The sequence below is a fragment of the Sanguibacter sp. 25GB23B1 genome (genome assembly GCF_040012415.1).
Classification (GTDB): Bacteria; Actinomycetota; Actinomycetes; order Actinomycetales; family Cellulomonadaceae; genus Sanguibacter.
The window spans coordinates 15178-34407 of sequence record NZ_JBDYKL010000032.1 but is presented as its reverse complement, the minus strand read 5'-3'; the positions used below and the strand labels follow the sequence as shown (position 1 = coordinate 34407).

General features: G+C 71.6%; 18 protein-coding genes. 9 read left to right on the top strand and 9 right to left on the bottom strand.

What is annotated here, in order from left to right; all coding sequences use genetic code 11:
• Window positions 1-75 precede the first annotated feature (75 nt).
• Entirely contained in the window at window positions 76-1602 is a 1527-nt protein-coding gene (locus ABKW26_RS15810) for a serine hydrolase (protein WP_348594867.1), read from the top strand.
• Window positions 1603-1669: 67 nt separating this feature from the next.
• On the opposite strand, the gene ABKW26_RS15805 is transcribed toward ABKW26_RS15810, so the two are convergent.
• Window positions 1670-2314 (bottom strand): hypothetical protein, encoded by a 645-nt coding sequence (locus tag ABKW26_RS15805; RefSeq protein WP_348594865.1) that lies wholly within the window; start codon window positions 2312-2314, stop codon window positions 1670-1672.
• 89 nt (window positions 2315-2403) lie between these two features.
• Window positions 2404-4533, bottom strand: a complete 2130-nt coding sequence (locus ABKW26_RS15800) for a beta-galactosidase (RefSeq protein WP_348594863.1) — start codon at window positions 4531-4533, stop codon at window positions 2404-2406.
• 321 nt (window positions 4534-4854) lie between these two features.
• Here ABKW26_RS15800 and ABKW26_RS15795 point away from each other — a divergent pair, with 321 nt between their 5' ends.
• The 4 genes from ABKW26_RS15795 (at window position 4855) to ABKW26_RS15780 (ending at window position 9206) form a co-directional block, all read left to right on the top strand.
• Window positions 4855-6168, top strand: a complete 1314-nt coding sequence (locus ABKW26_RS15795) for an extracellular solute-binding protein (protein ID WP_348594862.1) — start codon at window positions 4855-4857, stop codon at window positions 6166-6168.
• 97 nt (window positions 6169-6265) lie between these two features.
• Window positions 6266-7195, top strand: a complete 930-nt coding sequence (locus ABKW26_RS15790) for a sugar ABC transporter permease (RefSeq protein WP_348594861.1) — start codon at window positions 6266-6268, stop codon at window positions 7193-7195.
• Between the two features lies 1 nt (window position 7196).
• Complete coding sequence (locus ABKW26_RS15785) at window positions 7197-8099, top strand: carbohydrate ABC transporter permease (protein WP_348594859.1); 903 nt, start codon at window positions 7197-7199, stop codon at window positions 8097-8099.
• Between the two features lie 93 nt (window positions 8100-8192).
• Window positions 8193-9206, top strand: coding sequence for a LacI family DNA-binding transcriptional regulator (locus ABKW26_RS15780; protein WP_348594858.1), 1014 nt, complete (start codon window positions 8193-8195; stop codon window positions 9204-9206).
• Between the two features lie 19 nt (window positions 9207-9225).
• On the opposite strand, the gene ABKW26_RS15775 is transcribed toward ABKW26_RS15780, so the two are convergent.
• From ABKW26_RS15775 to ABKW26_RS15765, 3 genes are all read right to left on the bottom strand, one after another.
• Entirely contained in the window at window positions 9226-10239 is a 1014-nt protein-coding gene (locus ABKW26_RS15775; RefSeq protein ID WP_348594856.1) for a VOC family protein, read from the bottom strand.
• 91 nt (window positions 10240-10330) lie between these two features.
• Window positions 10331-10999, bottom strand: coding sequence for a maleylpyruvate isomerase family mycothiol-dependent enzyme (locus ABKW26_RS15770; RefSeq protein WP_348594855.1), 669 nt, complete (start codon window positions 10997-10999; stop codon window positions 10331-10333).
• Window positions 10996-11667, bottom strand: a complete 672-nt coding sequence (locus ABKW26_RS15765) for a maleylpyruvate isomerase family mycothiol-dependent enzyme (RefSeq protein ID WP_348594853.1) — start codon at window positions 11665-11667, stop codon at window positions 10996-10998. Before ABKW26_RS15765 ends, ABKW26_RS15770 begins: the two co-directional genes overlap by 4 nt.
• Before the next feature lie 98 nt (window positions 11668-11765).
• Here ABKW26_RS15765 and ABKW26_RS15760 point away from each other — a divergent pair, with 98 nt between their 5' ends.
• The 4 genes from ABKW26_RS15760 to ABKW26_RS15745 are packed head-to-tail and all read left to right on the top strand — an operon-like array spanning window position 11766 to window position 14791.
• On the top strand, window positions 11766-12458 hold the full coding sequence (locus tag ABKW26_RS15760; RefSeq protein ID WP_348594852.1) for a helix-turn-helix domain-containing protein: 693 nt from the start codon (window positions 11766-11768) through the stop codon (window positions 12456-12458).
• A gap of 44 nt (window positions 12459-12502) precedes the next feature.
• Window positions 12503-13735 (top strand): gephyrin-like molybdotransferase Glp, encoded by a 1233-nt coding sequence (glp, locus tag ABKW26_RS15755; RefSeq protein WP_348594850.1) that lies wholly within the window; start codon window positions 12503-12505, stop codon window positions 13733-13735.
• A gap of 7 nt (window positions 13736-13742) precedes the next feature.
• On the top strand, window positions 13743-14540 hold the full coding sequence (locus ABKW26_RS15750) for an NTP transferase domain-containing protein (protein ID WP_348594849.1): 798 nt from the start codon (window positions 13743-13745) through the stop codon (window positions 14538-14540).
• The gene (locus ABKW26_RS15745; RefSeq protein ID WP_348594847.1) at window positions 14537-14791 is read left to right on the top strand and encodes a DUF6457 domain-containing protein; all 255 of its coding nucleotides are present in this window, start codon (window positions 14537-14539) and stop codon (window positions 14789-14791) included. Before ABKW26_RS15750 ends, ABKW26_RS15745 begins: the two co-directional genes overlap by 4 nt.
• A gap of 148 nt (window positions 14792-14939) precedes the next feature.
• On the opposite strand, the gene ABKW26_RS15740 is transcribed toward ABKW26_RS15745, so the two are convergent.
• The 4 genes from ABKW26_RS15740 to ABKW26_RS15725 are packed head-to-tail and all read right to left on the bottom strand — an operon-like array spanning window position 14940 to window position 19104.
• Window positions 14940-17345 (bottom strand): excinuclease ABC subunit UvrA, encoded by a 2406-nt coding sequence (locus ABKW26_RS15740; RefSeq protein ID WP_348594846.1) that lies wholly within the window; start codon window positions 17343-17345, stop codon window positions 14940-14942.
• A 22-nt stretch (window positions 17346-17367) separates the two neighbouring features.
• Complete coding sequence (locus tag ABKW26_RS15735) at window positions 17368-17778, bottom strand: VOC family protein (RefSeq protein WP_348594844.1); 411 nt, start codon at window positions 17776-17778, stop codon at window positions 17368-17370.
• 5 nt (window positions 17779-17783) lie between these two features.
• On the bottom strand, window positions 17784-18251 hold the full coding sequence (locus ABKW26_RS15730) for a helix-turn-helix transcriptional regulator (RefSeq protein ID WP_348594843.1): 468 nt from the start codon (window positions 18249-18251) through the stop codon (window positions 17784-17786).
• Between the two features lie 40 nt (window positions 18252-18291).
• Window positions 18292-19104, bottom strand: coding sequence for a CPBP family glutamic-type intramembrane protease (locus ABKW26_RS15725; protein WP_348594841.1), 813 nt, complete (start codon window positions 19102-19104; stop codon window positions 18292-18294).
• Window positions 19105-19230: the final 126 nt, after the last annotated feature.

Here is a 19230-nt window from a genome sequence, read left to right as displayed (position 1 = left end):
CGTTCCTCCCTCCGACGGAGGTGCTCGGTACCGGCGACGGATGTGCCCGACCGCTCCCGGCACCACAGTGGACACATGAGCCGCACCGCCCCGCACCTGCCTCTCCTGTCCACCGACCGCGCGTCCGCAGCGCGTGGGTCCAGCTCGCGTCCGGCTGTGTCGCGTCCGTCCGCGCGCCGCTGGTCCGGGTCTGCTCGCGCGGCGGCCTCGGCCGCAGCGGGACTCTCGCTCCTGCTCGCGGGGTGCACGGCGTCCGACGAGGACGCCCCGGCCGAGCCGACCGCATCCGCGCCCGCCGAGGCCGACGAGACCCCGGTCGCTGTCGAGCTGCCCGCCGGGCCGCTGGGGGACCACGCCCGGTGGCTCGTCGGTCAGGTGAGCACGGACCCGCTGGACGACGCAGAGACCGCGGCCGCGCGGTTCTCCCAGGCGATGCTCGACCAGGTCGGCGCAGACGAGATCCTCGCGGGGCTCGAGTCGCTGCGCGCAACCGGTCCGTGGACTCCGGTCGCGTTCGACGGCTCGGATGCCGAGGCCGTCATGACCATCGAGGACACCGCGGGGACCTTCCTCGACGTGCAGCTCGTCGTCGATGCCGACGGGCTCATGGCCGGTCTCCTCCTCACGCCCGGCACCGACCCGGACCGACCCGCGCCGACGTCGTGGGACGAGCTCGACGAGCGCCTCGACGAGCTCGGAGAGGTCGACGCCAGCGTCCTCGTCTCGCGGGTGGCCGAGGCGAGCGGTCCGTCGCAGGCCCCGGGCGAGCGGTGCGAGCCCGTCCATGCTGCGGGTGACACCGAGGCGGCGATGCCGGTCGCGTCGATCGTCAAGCTCTACGTCCTCGCAGCGGTCGCCGAGGCCGTCGAGGCCGGCACCCTCACGTGGGACACGCCGCTCACGCTGACGGACGACGTGCGCTCGCTCCCGTCCGGCACCCTCCAGGACCAGCCGACCGGCACCGTCGTCACGGTGCGCGACGCGGCAGGCGCGATGATCGCGATCAGCGACAACACGGCGACGGACCTCCTCGTCGCGACCGTCGGCCGCGATGCCGTGCTCGCGACGATGACCGCCACCGGGCACAGCGACCCGTCGCTCAACACCCCCTTCCTCATGACGCGCGACCTCTTCCGTCTCGGGTGGGCCGGCGCAGCCGACGCCCCGGCGTGGGACTCCCTCTCCGAGACCGAGCAGGCTGCGGCCGTCGCGGCGCTCCCCGGCGGGCCGATCGTCGTCGACCCCGCCGCGGTGACGACCGCCGTGTGGGAGGACGGGGTCGACTGGTTCGCGACCGCGACGGACCTCTGCGCCGTGCACGTCGCGCTCCAGGACGCCGCCGGCACCGGGACGGGTGGACCGGTCCGCGAGATCCTCGCCGCGAACCCCGGCGTCGAGGTCGACACCGCCGCGTGGCCGTACGTCGGGTTCAAGGGCGGCAGCACGCCGGGCGTCGTGGCCGGGTCCTGGTACGCGGAGGACGCCGAGGGCGCTGCGGTGGTCGTCAGCGTGCAGCTCGCGTCGAGCGATCCCGCGACGCTGCCGAGCATCGGGACCTTCGTCGACCTCTCGGAGGCGGCGCTCACGCTCGCGGCGGAGTGATCCCGACGCGGCCGGCCTGCCCGGCTGGTGGGTTTCGCCGGCCGGCCGGGCTGTGGGCAGGCTGCCGTCAGGGGTTCGCGCGGCCGTAGGCCGTGAGGAAGCGGAGCGTGTGCGCGTCCTTGACGAGCTCGGGGCGCTGACGGGACCAGACCAGGAGGGTCGGCAGGATCGTGTCGGCCTCGCGCCGGTTCTCGCGCGAGGTGATCGTCATGTCACCCCGGCCGGTGAGGACGATGGTGGGCAGGATCGAGCTCGCGCCGGGGATGCCCACCGGTCCGGCGTCCGTCGCCTCCGCCGGCTCGGGGGGATCCTCGGCGAGCGCCGTCGAGACCTCGATCCGACGGGCGTCGTCGAGCGTGATGGTCTGCGCGTCGGAGAACAGACCCACACGGGTCACGTCGGCGCTCGTCGCGGAGAGCCGTACGCGCCAGCACCCGGCGAGCAGGACCACGGCGGCGATCGAGAGGACGACGGCCACGGTCGACGGCACCGGCCCGGGCGCGTCGGGGCGCCCGGCGACGGACGGGCCGACGACCGTCACGACGAGGACGACGAGGAGTGCCGCGAGCAGCACCGTCGCACCGACGCGCAGGAGGAGCGACGGCCGGAGCTCGACCGGTGGCAGCAGTGCCTGGGCCGGAGCGGTCGGTGGGAGAACCGCCGGCGGCAGGTCAGCCGGTGGCCGGGCGGTCGGGCTCGCTTCGTCGCGCATGGCATGCAGCGTAGGGGCTGGCGCCGGATCGCGACAGGGCCGGCGCCGGCTGCGATCGGTGCCGGACGGTTCCGGCACCGATCGCGGACTCAGCCCTCGCGCACCGACCGGACGATGCGGAAGCCTCCGGCGGGGACGGTCGTGACCCCGCCCGTCGTCTCTCCGCTCACGAGGTCGGCTCCTGCCAGAGGAAGCGTCGTGTCCGTCCCGGTGTGGTTGAGGACGAACGTGTAGTCGATCGTCTCGGCCGCACCGCCGGTCGTGTGACCGCCGGCCGCGGCGCTGCGCCGTACGATCTCGACGTCCGCGGGCACGGTGCGGTCCGGGACGAGCCCGGCGTCCGCGTAGAGCCGGTCGGCGAGGGTGGCGAGCGCGTCGTCGGTCACGCGGGTCGAGACGTACCACGCCGTGCCTGCGCCGTGGGTGTTGCGGGTGATGGCTGCCTGGCCTGCGGCGGGACCGCCGGTCGTGCCGGCGGCGTAGGACGCGACGACCTCGGCCGTCCCGACGACGAGGTCGTCGGCCCAGACGTCGGTGCGCAGCCCGTCGAAGCCGCCGCCGACGAGCTCTGCGCGCTCGTCCTCGCGCAACGGCAGGAACTCCTCGACGTCGACACCGAGGACGTCGCGCAGCGAGGCGAGGAACCCGCCGGGGCGCACGGCGTCGTTCTCGTCGACCACACCGGAGAAGTACGACGCGGCGAGCGTCCCACCCTGCTCGACGAAGTCCGCGAGGTTCGCGGCGGCACGGCCCGTGAGCAGGTAGGAGGCCGGCGCGAGCACGAGACGGTAGCCGTCGAGGGACGCCTCGGGGTGGACGAAGTCGACGGCGATCTTGTCGCGCCACAGCTGGTCGTAGAACGCGCTGATCCGCTCGCGGTGCGAGAGGTCCTCGCTCGGTCGCCACTCGAGGTCCTGCGCCCAGAAGCTCTCCCAGTCCCAGAGGATCGCGACGTCGGCGTGCACGCGGGAGGTGCGCACCTCGTCGACGGCCGCGAGCGTCGCTCCGAGCTCGACGACCTCGCGCCACACACGGCTCGTGGTGCCCGCGTGCGGGAGCATCGCGGAGTGGAACTTCTCCGCACCGGAGCGGGAGGCGCGCCACTGGAAGAACATGATCGCGTCGGCGCCGCGGCCGAGGTGGGAGAGCGCGTTGCGCGCCATCTCGCCGCGCCGCTTGGAGACGTTGCGGGCCTGCCAGTTCACGCCCGAGGTCGAGTGCTCCATGAGGATCCACGGCTTGCCGCCGGCGAGGGACCGCGTGAGGTCGGCGTCCATCGCGAGGCCCACGTGGTTGCGACGGTCGGCGGCCCACAGGTAGTGGTCGTTGCTGACGATGTCGACCTCGCGCGCCCACGCCCACAGGTCCATGGACGGGCAGGAGGTGGCCATGAAGTTCGTCGTCACGGGGATGCCGGGTGTCGCGGCGTGGAGGACGTCACGCTCGGCGACGAAGCACTCGAGCAGCGCGTCGGACGTGAAGCGTGCGAAGTCGAGGCGCTGCGCGGGGTTGACGACGCTCGCGGACGTGGCCGGCGCACCGATGTGCTCCCAGTCGCCGTAGGCCTGGCCCCAGAACGCCGTGCCCCAGGCGGCGTTGAGCGCGTCGAGCGTCGTGTAGCGGCGGCGCAGCCACGTGCGGAAGGCGCGGACGCTGTGCTCGTCGTAGCTGTCGGAGACGGGCGCGCCGTACTCGTTGTGCACGTGCCACAGGGCGAGGGCCGGGTGCGAGCCGTAGCGCTCGGCGAGCGCGGCCGTGATCCGCAGGCACGCCTCGCGGTACGCGGGGGACGACGGGCTCGCCATGCCGCGGGACCCGTGCGCGAGGACGACCCCGTCGCGGGTGACGACCCGGGAGTCGGGGTGCGCGGCGTAGAACCAGGCCGGCGGGGCGGCCGTCGGGGTGCCGAGGTCGACGCGGATGCCGGCGGAGTGCAGGAGGTCGAAGAGGCGGTCGAGCCAGCCGAAGTCGAACCGGCCGGGCTCGGGCTCGAGGCGTGCCCACGCGAAGATCGCGACGCTCACGAGGTTGACCCCGGCGTCCCGCATGAGTGCGACGTCCTGCTCCCAGACCTCCTCGGGCCACTGCTCGGGGTTGTAGTCGCCGCCGTAGCAGAGGGTGTCGACGCCGGGCAGCCACGACCTGTCCGCGCGCAGGGGCTCCGGCTGCGCTTCCCCCGCTCCCCGGACGGACCCCAGGACGGCTGATGACTGGCTCATGACACTCCTTGCCGGCGTGCGGCGGTAGCTTGCCGCCGGGCGGCAAGGGGACGGCCGACGATCGACCGGACAGTGGTGGGACGGACAGTGGCTCTACGCACGGTGGCGGCTCCGACCTGTGGGGATGCTCGAGCGGCAACTGTGCGCGCTCACAGACATCAACGGGACGATGCAACAACGAGATAACACTAGTTTTGAACGGTTGACAAGCCTCCGGTGAATGCCTGTACTGTGACCGGTCACAGGCACACTGTCGTCTTTGACGCACACTGCCGTGCCGGCCCCCGCGACGATGCGGTGGTTACCGACCAAGGAGGAACCATGCGCCTCACAGCAGGCACCCGCATCGCCGCAACGGCGGCCGCGGCAGCACTCACGTTCACCCTCGCCGCCTGCTCGGGCGACGACAGCAGCGCCGGGAGCGACGGACCCGTCGAGCTCACCTTCTGGACCTGGGCCCCGGAGATGGAGGCCGTCGTCGACATCTGGAACGCCGAGAACCCCGACATCCAGGTCGTCGTCAACAAGCAGGACGGCGGCGACGCCGCGGTCACCAAGCTCCTCACCGCCATCAAGGCAGGCAGCGGCGCGCCCGACATCATGCAGGCCGAGTACCAGGCCATCCCGACCATGGTGTCCGCCGAAGCGCTCGCCGACATCTCCGACACCGTCGGCGACGACGTGGCCGGCCAGTTCCCCGAGGGCGTGTGGAACTCCGTGACCCTCGGCTCCGACGCGGTCTACGCGGTGCCGCAGGACTCCGGGCCCATGCAGTTCTACTACCGCGCAGACATCTTCGCCGAGCTCGGCCTCCAGGTCCCCACCACGTGGGAGGAGTACGCCGACGTCGCAGCCGCCGTACAGGCAGCCGACCCGACGAAGCATCTCGGCACGTTCTCCGCGACGGACGCGGGCTGGTTCACCGGCCTCGCCCAGCAGGCCGGCGCCTCCTGGTGGAGCATCGAGGGCGACACGTGGAAGGTCTCCGTCGACGACGAGGCCACCCTCAAGGTCGCCGAGTACTGGGGCGGTCTCGTCGAGTCCGGCGTCATCGACAACAAGCCGATGTACACCCCGGAGTGGAACGCCGCCCTCAACGACGGCAGCCAGATCGGGTGGCTCAGCGCCGTCTGGGCACCGGGCGTCCTCGCCGGGAACGCCCCCGACACGGCCGGCCTGTGGCAGATGGCCCCCATGCCGCAGTGGGACGCCACCGAGCCCTCCACCGGCAACTGGGGCGGCTCCTCCACCGCCGTGACCACGCAGTCCGAGCACGAGGCCGAGGCCGTCGAGTTCATCACCTGGCTCAACAGCTCGAGCGAGGGCGTCGAGGCGCTCGCCACGATCTCGGCCGTCTACCCGGCCAGCACGCCCGGCCAGGCCGAGGCGCTCACCGCACCGCCGGAGTTCTTCTCCAACCAGGCCGACTTCTACGACATCGCGGCCGAGACCGCCGCGACCGCCGGGTCCTTCACGTACGGACCCAACGTCAACGTCGCCTACTCGGCCTACAACGACGCGTTCGGCAAGGCCGCCGAGGCCAAGTCGCAGGCCGACTTCGTCGCGGCCGTGGCGACGATGCAGGAGGTCACGTTCGAGGACCTCGAGAACGCCGGCTTCTCCGTCACCGAGTAGTCGCACCCGAGTCGTCGCACGCACGACCCTCCGACCGGTGGGGCGCGGGCTCTCTCCCGTGCGCCCGCGCCCCACCTCCCACACCTGGAGCACGCACATGCCGTCGCCCTCCCGCAGGTCCCCCACCGCCTCCCGGCGCGCGCTCGCCCCGTGGGGCTTCCTCGCCCCGGCGATCACGCTGTTCGTCCTGTTCATGGCGCTGCCGATCGGCTACGCGGCCTACCTCAGCCTGCGCAAGGTCCAGGTGAGCGGCCTCGGCCTCGGCTCCGGCTCCCGCACCGAGGTGTGGGCCGGGCTGTCCAACTACTCCCGCGCGCTGAGCGACCCCGAGTTCGTCGCCAGCGTCGGCCGCGTGGGTCTGTACGGCCTCGTGCTCGTGCCCACCATGATCATCCTCGCGCTGCTCTTCGCGCTGCTGCTCGACTCGAAGCACACGCGCGCGAAGAGCTTCTCGCGCGTCTCGATCTTCCTGCCCTACGCGGTGCCCGCGGTCATCTCCTCGCTCCTGTGGGGCTTCCTCTACCTGCCCGCGGTGAGCCCGTTCTACTACGTCTTCGACAGGCTCGGCTGGGACGCCCCGACGCTGCTGTCCTCCGACCTCGTCATGTTCGCCATCGCGAACATCGCCCTGTGGGGCGGCGTCGGCTTCAACATGATCGTCATCTACACGGCCCTCAAGGCGATCCCCACGGACATCTACGAGGCGGCCCGCATCGACGGCGCCACCGAGCGCATGATCGCCCTGCGGATCAAGGTCCCGATCGTCGCACCGTCGCTCATCATGACGTTCGTCTTCTCCATGATCGCGACGCTCCAGGTCTTCGCGGAGCCCGTCACGCTGCGCCCGCTGACCAACACGATCTCCACCTCGTGGTCCCCGCTCATGAAGGTCTACCGCGACGCGTTCACGCGCGACGACATCTACTCGGCCGCGGCGACGTCGATCATCATCGCGGCCGCGACCTTCGTCCTCTCGTTCGGTTTCCTGCGCCTCGTCCAGAACCGTGCCTTCGGCCAGGAGAACTGACATGACCACCACGACCCTCACCGGCACCACCTCGCCGACCACGAGCGCCCCGACCTCGTCGTCCCGCACCGGGCGCAACCGCATCAGCTGGCCCGCGACGATCATCCTCATCGTCGGCGCCCTGTACTGCCTGCTCCCCGTCGCGTGGGTGCTCATGGCCTCGTCGAAGAGCGCCGCAGAGCTCTTCTCGACCTTCACGTTCGCGCCGTCGACGTACCTCGTCGACAACGTCGCGGACCTCTCCGCCTACCGCGACGGCATCTTCTGGCGCTGGATGCTCAACACCGCGCTCTACGCGGGCGTCGGCGCGCTGCTCTCGGCGATCGTGTCCGCCATGGCCGGCTACGGCCTGGCGAAGTACCACTTCACCGGCAAGAAGCTCGTCTTCAACGTGCTGCTCGCAGGCGTCCTCGTCCCGGCGGTCGTGCTCGCGATCCCGCAGTACCTGCTCTTCGCCCAGGTGGGCCTGACGAACACGTACTGGTCCGTGCTCCTCCCAAGCATCATCAGCCCGTACGGCATCTACCTCGCCCGCATCTACGCCGCGGCGTCCGTGCCCGACGACGTCATCGAGGCGGCCCGCACCGACGGCGCGAAGGAGCTGCGCATCTTCCGGTCGATCGCGATGCCGATGATGCTGCCCGGTCTCGTGACGGTGTTCCTCTTCCAGTTCGTCGGCATCTGGAACAACTACATGCTGCCGTACATCATGCTCGGCAACGACCGCCTCTTCCCGCTGACGGTCGGCCTCTCGGGGCTCCTCAACCAGGGTGCGTCGCAGCCGGCGATGTACACCTCCGTCATCACCGGGGCGCTCCTGTCGATCATCCCGCTCATCGCGCTCTTCCTCACGCTGCAGCGCTACTGGCAGGTGGATCTTGCCGCCGGTGCCGTCAAGGCCTGAGCGCGTGCCCGAGCGCGTGCCTGCGCGCACGCCCGGGCGCGGAGCCGCGACGCGGGGCCGCCGTGGCCTAGAGTCTGGGACGTGGAGCCTGGGGTGGAGTCTGTGACGGCGCGCAAGCGTCCGACGATCCGCGACGTGGCCGCGGCGGCGGGCGTCTCCCGCGGCACGGTCTCGCGCGTCATCAACGGCGGCCACTGGGTGTCGCCCGAGGCGCTCGCGGCGGTCCAGGAGGCCATCCGGACCACCGGGTACTCCATGAACCAGCACGCGCGCTCGCTGGCGACCGGGCGCTCGAACTCGATCGCGTTCCTCCTCACGGAGCCGCAGCACCTGCTCTTCGAGGACCCGACCTTCTCGATCCTGCTCCGCGGCGCCGCCCAGGCGCTCGGCAAGCGCGAGATGCCGCTGCTGCTCATGGTCGCGGGCACGCCCGAGGAGCGACGGCGCATCACGGAGTACATCACCGCCGGTCACGTCGACGGCGTGCTGCTCATCTCGTCGCACCAGGGGAACCCGATGGTGAAGTCGTTGCTGAGCAACGGCGTCCCGACGATCGCCTGTGGTGTGCCGATGGGCTACGAGACGTCGATCGGGTACGTCTCGGCCGACGACCTCGGCGGGGCGCGCAAGATGACCCAGCACCTGCTCGACCGGGGGCGCACGCGGGTCGCGACGATCACCGGCCCCATGGACACCCCGGGCGGGAAGATCCGCCTCGAGGGCTACCGGGACGCGCTCGGCGACCGCTTCGACGAGGCGCTCGTCGCGCACGGCGACTACTCGCGCGAGGGTGGCACGCGCGCGATGGCGGCCCTCCTCGAGCGGGCACCCGACCTCGACGCGGTCTTCGTCGCGTCCGACCTCATGGCCGCGGGCGCGATGACGGCGCTGCGCGACGCGGGCCGGAGCATCCCGGGCGACGTGGCCGTCGGCGGCTTCGACGACTCCGGGCTCGCGGCGACGCTCGATCCCCCGCTGACGACGATGCGCCAGCCGTTCGAGCGCATCAGCTTCGAGATGGTCCGCCTGCTCCTCGAGGTCATCGAGGGGCAGGACCCGGCCGCGGTGACGTTGCCGACGACGCTGGTCGAGCGCGCGAGCACCTGACCGGGCGCGCCGGCTCAGCTCACGCCGCGACCGAGACCGCGATGCGGTTCTTCCACGGGTCGTCGAAGCGCAGGGCGGCTTCGGCCTCGCCGGCGCTCGCGCCGCGGTCGTAGCTCGTCGCGACGCCGTGGTGGTCGAGCCGGTCGGCGAGCGCCGCGACGTCGTCGGTCGACGGCACGACGATGGAGACCTCGCCGAGCCCGAGCGTGACGGGGCGGGGACCGGCACCCATGGACCGCCACGTGTTCATCGCGAGGTGGTGGTGGTAGCCGCCGGCGGAGACGAACAGGGCGCTGGGCATCTCGGCGGTGGCCTCGAACCCGACGGTGTCGACGTAGAAGCGGCGGGCGGCGGGGACGTCGCCGACCTGGAGGTGGACGTGCCCGACGACGGCGGGCTCCGCCGCGGGGGCGTCGGCCGTCTCGGAGGTGATGTGGGTGCTGACGAAAGCGTTGGGGTCGAGGGGGAGGCTGTCCATGACGACCTGCGTGCCGTTCCAGCTCCACTGGTCGCGCGGACGGTCGACGTAGAGCTCGATGCCGTTGCCCTCGGGGTCGTCGAGGTAGAACGCCTCGGAGACGAGGTGGTCGGCGCTGCCGGTGTAGAGCCCGGACGCGTGCTGGGCGACGCGGAGCATGGTCGCGGCGAGAGCGGCCCGGTTCTCGAAGAGGATCGCGGTGTGGAAGAGTCCGGCCTGGCCGCGCTGCGCGTGCGGCATGTCCGGTGCGTGGCGCAGGACGACGAGCGGCGTACGACCGCGGCCGAGGGTGACGATCCCCTCGCGGCGGTCGGCGGCGGTCGAGGCGCTGCCGGAGCCGGGGGTGGTTTCGACGACGTCGAGCGCGATGGCGCGGGTGTAGAAGTCGACCATCGCGTCGATGTCGTGGACGTAGAGAGTCACGGCGTCCATGGACGTGCCGGCTGCCATGAGGTCGCCTGATGCCGTCCGGAGTGTGGTCTCGGTCGAGGGCGCTGGGGCGTCGGGGGTGGTTGCGCCGCTCGCGGCGCCGGGGACGATCATCGTGCGGCTCATGGTGGCTCCTTCTGTATGGAACTAGTTCACCATTCAATACTTGAAAGGTCAAGCATCTACAGTCGACTCCGATGCGGAGGTCCGGCCCGAGTCACCCCTGCGCACCCTTCAGCCTCTGTCGCAGCGACGGCACACCCGGCCCCTCGAGCTCGTCGAGGTAGGCGGTGCGGCCGGCCATGCTCATCACGAGCGCGAGGGTCGAGCCGATGACCAGGGGTCCCGAGCCTGCGGCGAACGGTCCGTCGTCCGCGCGCAGCTGCAGGCCCCTGGCGTGCGTCTTGCTCGCGACGGTGAAGTCGCGGCGCGCGTAGAAGTCGGCCACGACGGTGAGCGCGTCGACGGCCGGCTCGCGGTGGATCCCGAGCGGTCGGCGGATGTCCTGGGCGTGCACGAGCACCTCGCCGAGGTAGGCCGGGGTGTGGCTCGACGGCGCCGTCGTGCTCGCGACGACCGAGCGGAACCGTTCGAGCGTCTCGGCCGGGGTCGAGCCGCGGTGCTCGAGCATCCGGCGCTGGTTGTGGACGTCGGGCCGGAAGCGCGCGCCGACGATGCTCCGCGCCCATCGCCACGGCCCCACGCTCGCCGCGGCGACGAGGTGGGCCACGACCTCCTCGACGTCCCAGTCCCCGCACAGGGTGCTGTGCCGCCACTGCTCCTGAGCGAGACCTGCGAGGTCGTCAGCCAGCGCGGCGCGTTCCGCGTGCGCCAGGGCCCAGAGGTGCTGGTCCCGTCGTGCCTTCTCGCTCGACCTCCCGCTCATCGGTCCCGCCGCTTCCGCGACACGGGTGCGGCCGCTGCGACCTCGGCCAGCCGGTCGGCGCCCAATCCGTCGAGATGCTCGCGTGGCACGGGTCGCCCGGAGACCGCGAGGAGCAGGTCGAGCGCGTCGGCTGTCACCTCGTCCCCGTCACCCCACGCCGTCCCGGTCCGCCGGTCGACGAGCTGCAGCCCCGCGGCACGCTCCCGGCCTCCGCCGAAGGAGACCGGGGTGCGCAGCTGGTAGGCGAGCACCTGGACGACCGCCGGCTCGGGGTAGGCCCCGGCGAGACCGAGCGGCCTGCGGACGTCCTCGCCGTGCACCAGGGCCTCGACGAGCCGCGTGGCGAGGTTCGCCGGGGGCGTCCGTTCGAGGTCGGCTGCGGCTCGGAGCGCCTCGAGGGTCGCCCCCGGGTCCTGCCGCTTCTCCCGCGCGATGCCGCGCTCGTTCGCGCGGTCGAAGTCCATCCGCGCCGCGAGGAGGTCGCGGACGAAGGACAACCGGCCGGTCTTCGCCGTGTCGACGAGGTGCGCGACGACGTCGTGGACGTCCCACCCTGGGCAGAGCGAGGGCGTGAGCCACTGCTCGTCCTGGAGGCCGCTCAGGTCGTCGGACAGGCGACGCCTCTCGGCATGGACGGTCTGCCAGATCTCGGCTGCTGACGGGCGCACGTCGCCTCCCTCTCGGGTCCGGTTCGGGTGAGGCACGCCTGAGAACCTCACTACAGATAATGAAGTGAACACTACTCCAACCGTAGTACGCTGCGTCAATGGCTCATCGGCGGACGTACGGCTCCTACGACGACGGCTGCGCCGCCGCCCACGCGCTCGACCTCGTCGGCGAGCGGTGGACGCTCATCGTCGTCCGCGAGCTCCTCCTCGGCCCCAAGCGCTTCTCGGACATCCAGCGCGACGTCCTCGGGATCGGGCCCGCAGTCCTCACGCAACGCCTCCAGGACCTCGAGGCCGACGGTATCCTCCGGCGCCGCCGGCTCCCCGGAGCCGGGCGCGTCGACGTGTACGAGCTCACCGCGTGGGGCTACGAGCTCGAGGCCGTCAACACGGCGCTGTCGCGGTGGGCCGTCGCCTCCCCTGCCCTGCCGTGGGAGGCGAGCATGAGCCCGGACACCGTCGTCCTCGCGATGCGCGCGCACGCGCGCCCGCTCCCCGCGGGCTCGGAGGAGCGACACGTCGAGCTCCGCCTCGTGGACTCCCGACGCACCGGTGCCGAGCCGGTGGCCTACCTGGCCCGGATGACGGTCGAGGCCACCACCGTCGAACGCAGCCACGAGCCTGGACCGACCGACGCCCAGGTGGCGGCAACGACCGCGGACTGGAAGGCCTGCCTCATCGGGGGCATACCGCTGGCCGAGCTCCCGGCGGTTCGCGTTGAGGGCAGCGACGACGCGGTGCGGCAGCTCATCGAGGCGACGGCGCTGCGCGCTCCAGCCCGCTCGAGCTGAGCCAGGGCGTTCACTGCACCAGCGGTCGCCCCTAGGGTGGGTCCATGGCTACCGCCCCGCTGCGTACCGTGACCGAGCACCACGCCCTCGCGCTCGCCCTCTGCGAGCCGCTCACCGCCCACCGGGTCCCGCTCGCCGACGCCCACGGGCTCGTCCTCGCCGCCGAGGTCCTCGCCGGCACGGACACGCCTCCGTTCGACAACTCCGCCATGGACGGTTTCGCCGTCCGGCACGTCGACGTCGCCCACGCCTCCCCCGAGGCTCCCGTGACCCTCACGGTCGTCGGTGACCTCCCGGCCGGGTCGGGCGACGACCCCGCCGTCCCCGCCCGCAGCGCCGTCCGCATCATGACGGGTGCGCCGGTACCCACCCACGCGACGGCGGTCGTCCCCGTCGAGCACACCGACGTCCCGTCCGGCCCGGGCACGCTCCCCGCGACCGTCGAGATCCGTCAGGCACCCGAGCTCGGTGCGCACGTGCGCCGGGCCGGCGAGGACGTGCAGGCCGGCGACGTCGTGCTCACGGCCGGCGGACGCCTCACACCTCGCGCGATCGCAGCCGTCGCGAGCGCCGGCAGCGCCGTCGTCGCCGTGCGCCCCAAGCCCCGCGTCGGCGTCCTGTCCACCGGCTCGGAGCTCGTCGCCCCGGGCACGGCCCTGCGGCGCGGCCAGATCCCGGACTCCAACTCCTACCTCCTCGCCGCCGCCGTCGAGGAGGCCGGCGGCATCGCCGTGCGCGTCGGCGCCGTGACCGACGACGCCGACGCCTTCGCCGCTGCGCTCACGGAGCTCGCCGCCCAGGTCGACATGATCATCACCACCGGCGGCGTGAGCGTCGGCGCGTTCGACGTGGTCCGCGAGGTCCTCGAGAGCTCCGAGACCGTCGAGTTCACGCCCGTCGCGATGCAGCCCGGCAAGCCGCAGGGCCTCGGCACCTGGCAGGGCGTCCCGATCTTCACGCTGCCGGGCAACCCGGTGAGCGCCTTCGTGTCCTTCGAGACCTTCGTCCGCCCCGGCCTGCGCCGCATGGCCGGTCACCCCGACGTCGAACGACCCGTCCTCGTGCGCCGTGCCGGCGCCTCGTGGCGCTCACCCGAGGGTCGAGAGCAGCGCATGCCCGTCCGCTTCGTCGACCACACCGTGGTGCCCGCCACCGGCCGCGGATCCGGCTCCCACCTCGTCGCGAGCCTCGCTCTCGCCGAGGGCCTCGCGATCGTGCCCGCGGACGTCACCGAGGTCACCGAGGGCGATGAGCTGCACGTCATGCTCGTCTCGTGAGCCTGCGGTGACCGGGCAGTCGGACGAGCCGTCCGTCGGGAGCGCTGTCCCCCCGTACGACGCGATCGTCCTCGCAGGGGGACGAGCCACCCGCCTCGGCGGCGACAAGCCGAACGTCCACGTCGGCGGACGTCGGCTCCTCGACCACGTGCTCGAGGCGACGACGGGTGCGCGCCGGGTCGTCGTCGTCGGGCCGGACGACCTGCTCGCAACCCGTGACAGCACGGACGGTCCGGTCACGTCAGAACGATTCGCCTCGACGCCCGTCACCTCGACCGGTCGAGTGAGCGTCGCCCGCGAGGACCCACCCTTCGGCGGACCCGTCGCAGGGCTGGCGGCCGGCCTCGCCCGGCTCGCGGAGCGCTCGGAGGCAGACACGGACACGGACGGCGCTCCGACGCCGGTCCTCCTGCTCGCGTGCGACGTGCCGCTGGCCCCCCGACTCGTCCCGGACCTGCTCAGGGCATGGACCGCCGCGCACGACGAAGCAGCACCGCGCACGGCCGCACAGGCCGAGACCACGCACGGTGACTCACGGCGCGACGGGGGCCGACCGGACGGGATCTGCGTCGAGTCGGGCGGTCGGGCGCAGTGGCTCGTCGGGGTCTACGACGCACGTGCGCTGCGCCGTGCCCTCGCAGCTGTCGCAGCGGCACGGGGCATCGACGGGGCGTCCGTCAAGCAGCTCGTCGGGCACCTCGCGCTCCGGACGATCCCGGACCCGCAAGCCCTGAGCGCGGACGTCGATACGTGGCACGATGTTGAGCGCATCGACAGCCGCCTCGCCGAAGGAGACCCCCGATGACCGACGCCGCCACCGAACCCGCTCTCGCCGACTGGATCGACGCCCTCGCGCAGAAGCTCGACATCGACCCGGACGACGTCGACCTCACGGCCGTCCTCGACCTCGCACGGGACGCCGCCCACAACGTCGAGCGCCCCGCCGCCCCGGTGACGACGTTCATGGTCGGCTACGCCGCCGGTCTCAGCGACCGCCCCGTCGAGGAGCTCTTCGCCGTCGCGACGAAGCTCGCCGCCACCTGGTCCGACGACTGACCCACCCGCACACCCACGCCCGCGCCCGCCCGTGCCGGCGCGGCCGTCCCGACGGGGCGTGCTCTTGAGGACCGTGAGTGCACTCGAGAGCACGCCCCACCCTCAAGAGCACGCCCCGTCGGGTGGGTGACCGCAGCAGCGCGCCGGGTCAGGCTCCCACGTAGGCCGCCAGGTGCTCGCCCGTGAGCGTGGACCGGTCGGCGACGAGCTCGGCGGGCGTGCCCTCGAACACGACGAGCCCTCCGTCGTGGCCGGCGCCGGGGCCGAGGTCGATGATCCAGTCGGCGTGCGCCATGACCGCCTGGTGGTGCTCGACGACGATGACGGACTTCCCGGAGTCGACGAGCCGGTCGAGGAGCCCGAGGAGGTTCTCCACGTCAGCGAGGTGGAGCCCGGTCGTCGGCTCGTCGAGCAGGTAGATGCTGCCCTTCTCACCCATGTGGGTGGCGAGCTTGAGCCGCTGACGCTCGCCGCCGGACAGCGTGGTGAGGGGCTGCCCGAGGCGGAGGTAGCCGAGCCCGACGTCGGCCAGGCGCTGGAGGATGGTGTGCGCGGCGGGGATGCGCGCGTCACCGGCGGAGAAGAACTCCTCGGCCTCGGCCACCGACATGCCGAGCACCTCGCTGATGTCCTTGCCCCCGAGGTGGTACTCGAGCACCGAGGCCTGGAACCGCTTGCCCTCGCACACCTCGCAGGGCGTGGCGACGCTCGCCATGACGCCGAGGTCGGTGTAGATGACCCCGTTGCCGTTGCAGACGGGGCAGGCGCCCTCGGAGTTCGCGCTGAACAGCGCTGGCTTCACGCCGTTGGCCTTGGCGAACGCCTTCCGGATGGGCTCGAGCAGGCCCGTGTACGTCGCCGGGTTGCTCCGGCGCGACCCGCGGATGGCGGCCTGGTCGATCGTCACCACGCCCTCCCCCGGTGTCCCGGGCCGACGGCTGAGCGACCCGTGCACGAGGGAGCTCTTGCCCGAGCCGGCCACGCCGGTGACGACGACGAGGACGCCGAGCGGGATGTCGACGTCGACGTCACGGAGGTTGTTGGCCGTCGCGCCTCGGATCTCCAGCGCACCGGTGGGCGTGCGGACGGTCTCCTTGACGGTGGCCCGGTCGTCGAGGTGCCGTCCGGTGAGCGTGTCGCTGGCCCGCAGGCCCTCGACCGTCCCCTCGAAGCAGACCGTCCCGCCTGCCGTGCCCGCACCGGGGCCGAGGTCGACGGCGTGGTCGGCGATCGTGATCATCTCGGGCTTGTGCTCGACGACGAGGACCGTGTTGCCCTTGTCCCGCAGCTGCAGGAGCAGCGTGTTCATCCGTTGGATGTCGTGCGGGTGCAGGCCGATGGTCGGCTCGTCGAACACGTACGTGACGTCGGTGAGCGACGAGCCCAGGTGACGGATCATCTTGGTGCGCTGGGCCTCACCACCGGAGAGCGTCCCGGCCGGGCGGTCGAGCGACAGGTAGCCGAGGCCGATCTCGACGAAGGACTCGAGCGTGTGGCGCAGCGCCGCCAGGAGCGGGGCCATCGACGGCTCCTCGACCTCGCGGACCCACGCCACCACGTCGCTGATCTGCATCGCGCAGATGTCCGCGATGCTCTTGCCGTTGACCTTCGACGCGCGCGCCTCCGCACTCAGTCGCGTGCCCTCGCACTCGGGGCACGGCGTGAACGTCACGGCCCGGTTGACGAACGCGCGGATGTGCGGCTGCAGGGCGTCGACGTCCTTCGACAGGTACGACTTCTGGATCGACGGGATGAGCCCCGTGTACGTGAGGTTGATCCCGTCGATCTTGATCTTCGTCGGTTCCTTGTGGAGCAGGTCGTGGAGCTCGGTCTTCGTGTACTTCTTGATCGGCTTGTCGGGGTCGAAGAAACCGCAGCCGCGGAAGATCCGGCCGTACCAGCCCTCCATCGTGTACCCGGGGATGGTCAACGCTTCCTCGTTGAGCGACTTCGAGTCGTCGTAGAGGGCGGTGAGGTCGATGTCGTTGACGGTCCCCATACCCTCGCAGCGCGGGCACATGCCGCCCGTGATGCTGAAGGTGCGCTTCTCCTTGACGGTCTGCCCGGCCTTCTCCATCGTCACCGCGCCAGCCCCGCTGATCGAGGCGACGTTGAACGAGAAGGCCTGCGGCGAGCCGACGTACGGCTGGCCGAGCCGGCTGAAGACGATCCGCAGCATCGCGTTGACGTCCGTGGCCGTGCCGACCGTCGAGCGGGAGTTCGCGCCCATGCGTTCCTGGTCGACGATGATCGCGGTCGTCAGCCCCTCCATGTGGTCGACGTCCGGCCGCGCGAGGTTCGGCATGAAGCCCTGGAGGAACGCGCTGTACGTCTCGTTGATCATCCGCTGGGACTCCGCGGCGATCGTGCTGAACACGAGCGAGCTCTTGCCCGAGCCCGAGACACCGGTGAACACGGTCAGGCGCCGCTTGGGGATCTCGATGCTGATGTTCTGAAGGTTGTTCTCGCGGGCGCCCTGCACCCGGATGAGGTCGTGGGCGTCGGCGACGTGCGCCGCGGACGAGGAGGCGTCAGTCCGGGTGGAGGTGCTCATCGTGTCTCCCTCTGTCGGGCGGTCAGGCTACCTCGTTGATCCGGACGAGGTTGCCCGCGGGGTCGCGGAAGGCGCAGTCGCGGACGCCGTAGGGCTGGTCGGTCGGCTCCTGGACGACCTCGCCGCCGGCGGCCTGCACGCGGTCGAACGTGGCGTCGACGTCGTCGGTCCCGAGGATGATCGTGGCATAGGTGCCCTTGGCCATCATGTCGCCGATCATGCGGCGCTCGTCGTCGGTGATGCCGGTGTCGGCAGCGAGCGGTGTGAGGACGATCGAGGTGTCGGGCTGGTCTGCGGGACCGACGGTGATCCAGCGCATGCCGTCGTACCCGACGTCGAGGCGCACCTCGAAGCCGAGCGCGTCTCGGAAGAAGGCCAACGAGGCCTCGGGGTCGGTGTGGGTGAGGAACGTGGAGTGGATGGTGAGGTTCATGGCTCTCACGCTAGGCGCGTCGCCCCGGCAGACGCTTCTCGATTCCTGACCGGTCGCGTGACCTGTTTCGCGACGCACGACGGGATCCCGTCCGTGCCGCGCGAGCCCTCGGAACCGCGCGCCGCCTCGCGGCGGTAGACGCTCGGCGGCACACCGACGAGCTCGGTGAAGCGCGTGCTGAACGTCCCGAGCGAGGAGCAGCCGACCGCGAAGCACACCTCGGTGACGCTGAGGTCGCCGCGGCGCAGGAGGGACATCGCCCGTTCGATGCGCCGCGTCATGAGGTACGCGTACGGCGACTCGCCGTAGGCCGCCCGGAACTCGCGGCTCAGGTGCCCGGCGGACATGTGCGCGCCGACGGCGAGCGCCTCGACGTCGAGCGGCTGCGCGTACTCCCGGTCGATCCGGTCCTTGACGCGGCGCAGTCGCGCGAGGTCGCTCAGACGCTGCTCGTCGGACGTCCTGCTGGTCATCTTCGTGATCGTGCCACGTGGGACCCGCCGTGCCCAGGCCTCAGTAGACGAAGATCGCGAAGAGCGACGGGTCGTTCGCGTGGACGATCGCCATGAAGACGATCGCGTCGAAGAGCAGGTGGACCACGAGGACGAGCGTCAGCGAGCCGGTCCGGGTGAAGATCAGGCCCTGGAGCAGCGCGAACGGGATCGTCAGCAGCGGTCCCCACGAGCGGTAGCCGAGCTCCCAGAGGAAGGAGACGAAGATCGCCGCCTGGAGGAGGTTCGCCTGCCACGGCGGGAAGTGGCGGAGCAGGAGCGCGAAGCACGTGCAGATGAAGAACAGCTCGTCCCACGTCCCCACGCCGTTGACGCCGACGAAGAACCGGGCGAGCTGGTCGGTCTCGGTGAGCTCGGGCCAGTTCTCGTACGCACCGGACCGGATGAAGTAGAACGGCAGGATCGCCCACCCGAGCACCGGGACGGCGACGATGTAGGCCTTCTCGATCGTCGGCCAGCTCTTGCCCGTCCGCCACGGGAACCGGATGGCCTTGCGGCGGAACACGAAGCGGTCGACGAGGAACGGCACGAGGACCGCGAGGGTGAGCGCCGTGCCGATGGCGACGAACCGCGGCCACGAGACGTCCGCCTCCATCGACGTGGTGCTGACGATCCCGATGCCGATCCCGATGAGCAGGAGGTCCTGGCCGAGACCGCGCTCGACGAGGAAGGCCGCGACGAGGCTGAGCACGAGCACGACGTAGCCGAGCGGGCGCAGGTGCACCCCGAAGAGCAGGACCGCCGACGCCGACACCCCCGCGGCCGGGAGGAGCTTGAGGGACAGCCCCGTGGACGAGACGGTCGCTGAGGTCATGCACGGCACCCTAGCGTCGGCGACGAGCCGGCGCCCCTCGGAGGCGCTCCCGCCGCAGCACCGGCAGTTCACCCGGCGAACATCGCGAAGGTGGTGCTTTTCGTCCCGATGTGTGGGAGGTTCGAC

Bases quoted from the DNA above. Each gene is read 5' to 3' on its own strand.
- ABKW26_RS15810 (WP_348594867.1), top strand. From the start codon at position 76: ATGAGCCGCACCGCCCCGCACCTGCCTCTCCTGTCCACCGACCGCGCG.
- ABKW26_RS15805 (WP_348594865.1), bottom strand. From the start codon at position 2,314: ATGCGCGACGAAGCGAGCCCGACCGCCCGGCCACCGGCTGACCTGCCG.
- ABKW26_RS15800 (WP_348594863.1), bottom strand. From the start codon at position 4,533: ATGAGCCAGTCATCAGCCGTCCTGGGGTCCGTCCGGGGAGCGGGGGAA.
- ABKW26_RS15795 (WP_348594862.1), top strand. From the start codon at position 4,855: ATGCGCCTCACAGCAGGCACCCGCATCGCCGCAACGGCGGCCGCGGCA.
- ABKW26_RS15790 (WP_348594861.1), top strand. From the start codon at position 6,266: ATGCCGTCGCCCTCCCGCAGGTCCCCCACCGCCTCCCGGCGCGCGCTC.
- ABKW26_RS15785 (WP_348594859.1), top strand. From the start codon at position 7,197: ATGACCACCACGACCCTCACCGGCACCACCTCGCCGACCACGAGCGCC.
- ABKW26_RS15775 (WP_348594856.1), bottom strand. From the start codon at position 10,239: ATGAGCCGCACGATGATCGTCCCCGGCGCCGCGAGCGGCGCAACCACC.
- ABKW26_RS15770 (WP_348594855.1), bottom strand. From the start codon at position 10,999: ATGAGCGGGAGGTCGAGCGAGAAGGCACGACGGGACCAGCACCTCTGG.
- ABKW26_RS15760 (WP_348594852.1), top strand. From the start codon at position 11,766: ATGGCTCATCGGCGGACGTACGGCTCCTACGACGACGGCTGCGCCGCC.
- glp (WP_348594850.1), top strand. From the start codon at position 12,503: ATGGCTACCGCCCCGCTGCGTACCGTGACCGAGCACCACGCCCTCGCG.
- ABKW26_RS15745 (WP_348594847.1), top strand. From the start codon at position 14,537: ATGACCGACGCCGCCACCGAACCCGCTCTCGCCGACTGGATCGACGCC.
- ABKW26_RS15740 (WP_348594846.1), bottom strand. From the start codon at position 17,345: ATGAGCACCTCCACCCGGACTGACGCCTCCTCGTCCGCGGCGCACGTC.
- ABKW26_RS15735 (WP_348594844.1), bottom strand. From the start codon at position 17,778: ATGAACCTCACCATCCACTCCACGTTCCTCACCCACACCGACCCCGAG.
- ABKW26_RS15730 (WP_348594843.1), bottom strand. From the start codon at position 18,251: ATGACCAGCAGGACGTCCGACGAGCAGCGTCTGAGCGACCTCGCGCGA.
- ABKW26_RS15725 (WP_348594841.1), bottom strand. From the start codon at position 19,104: ATGACCTCAGCGACCGTCTCGTCCACGGGGCTGTCCCTCAAGCTCCTC.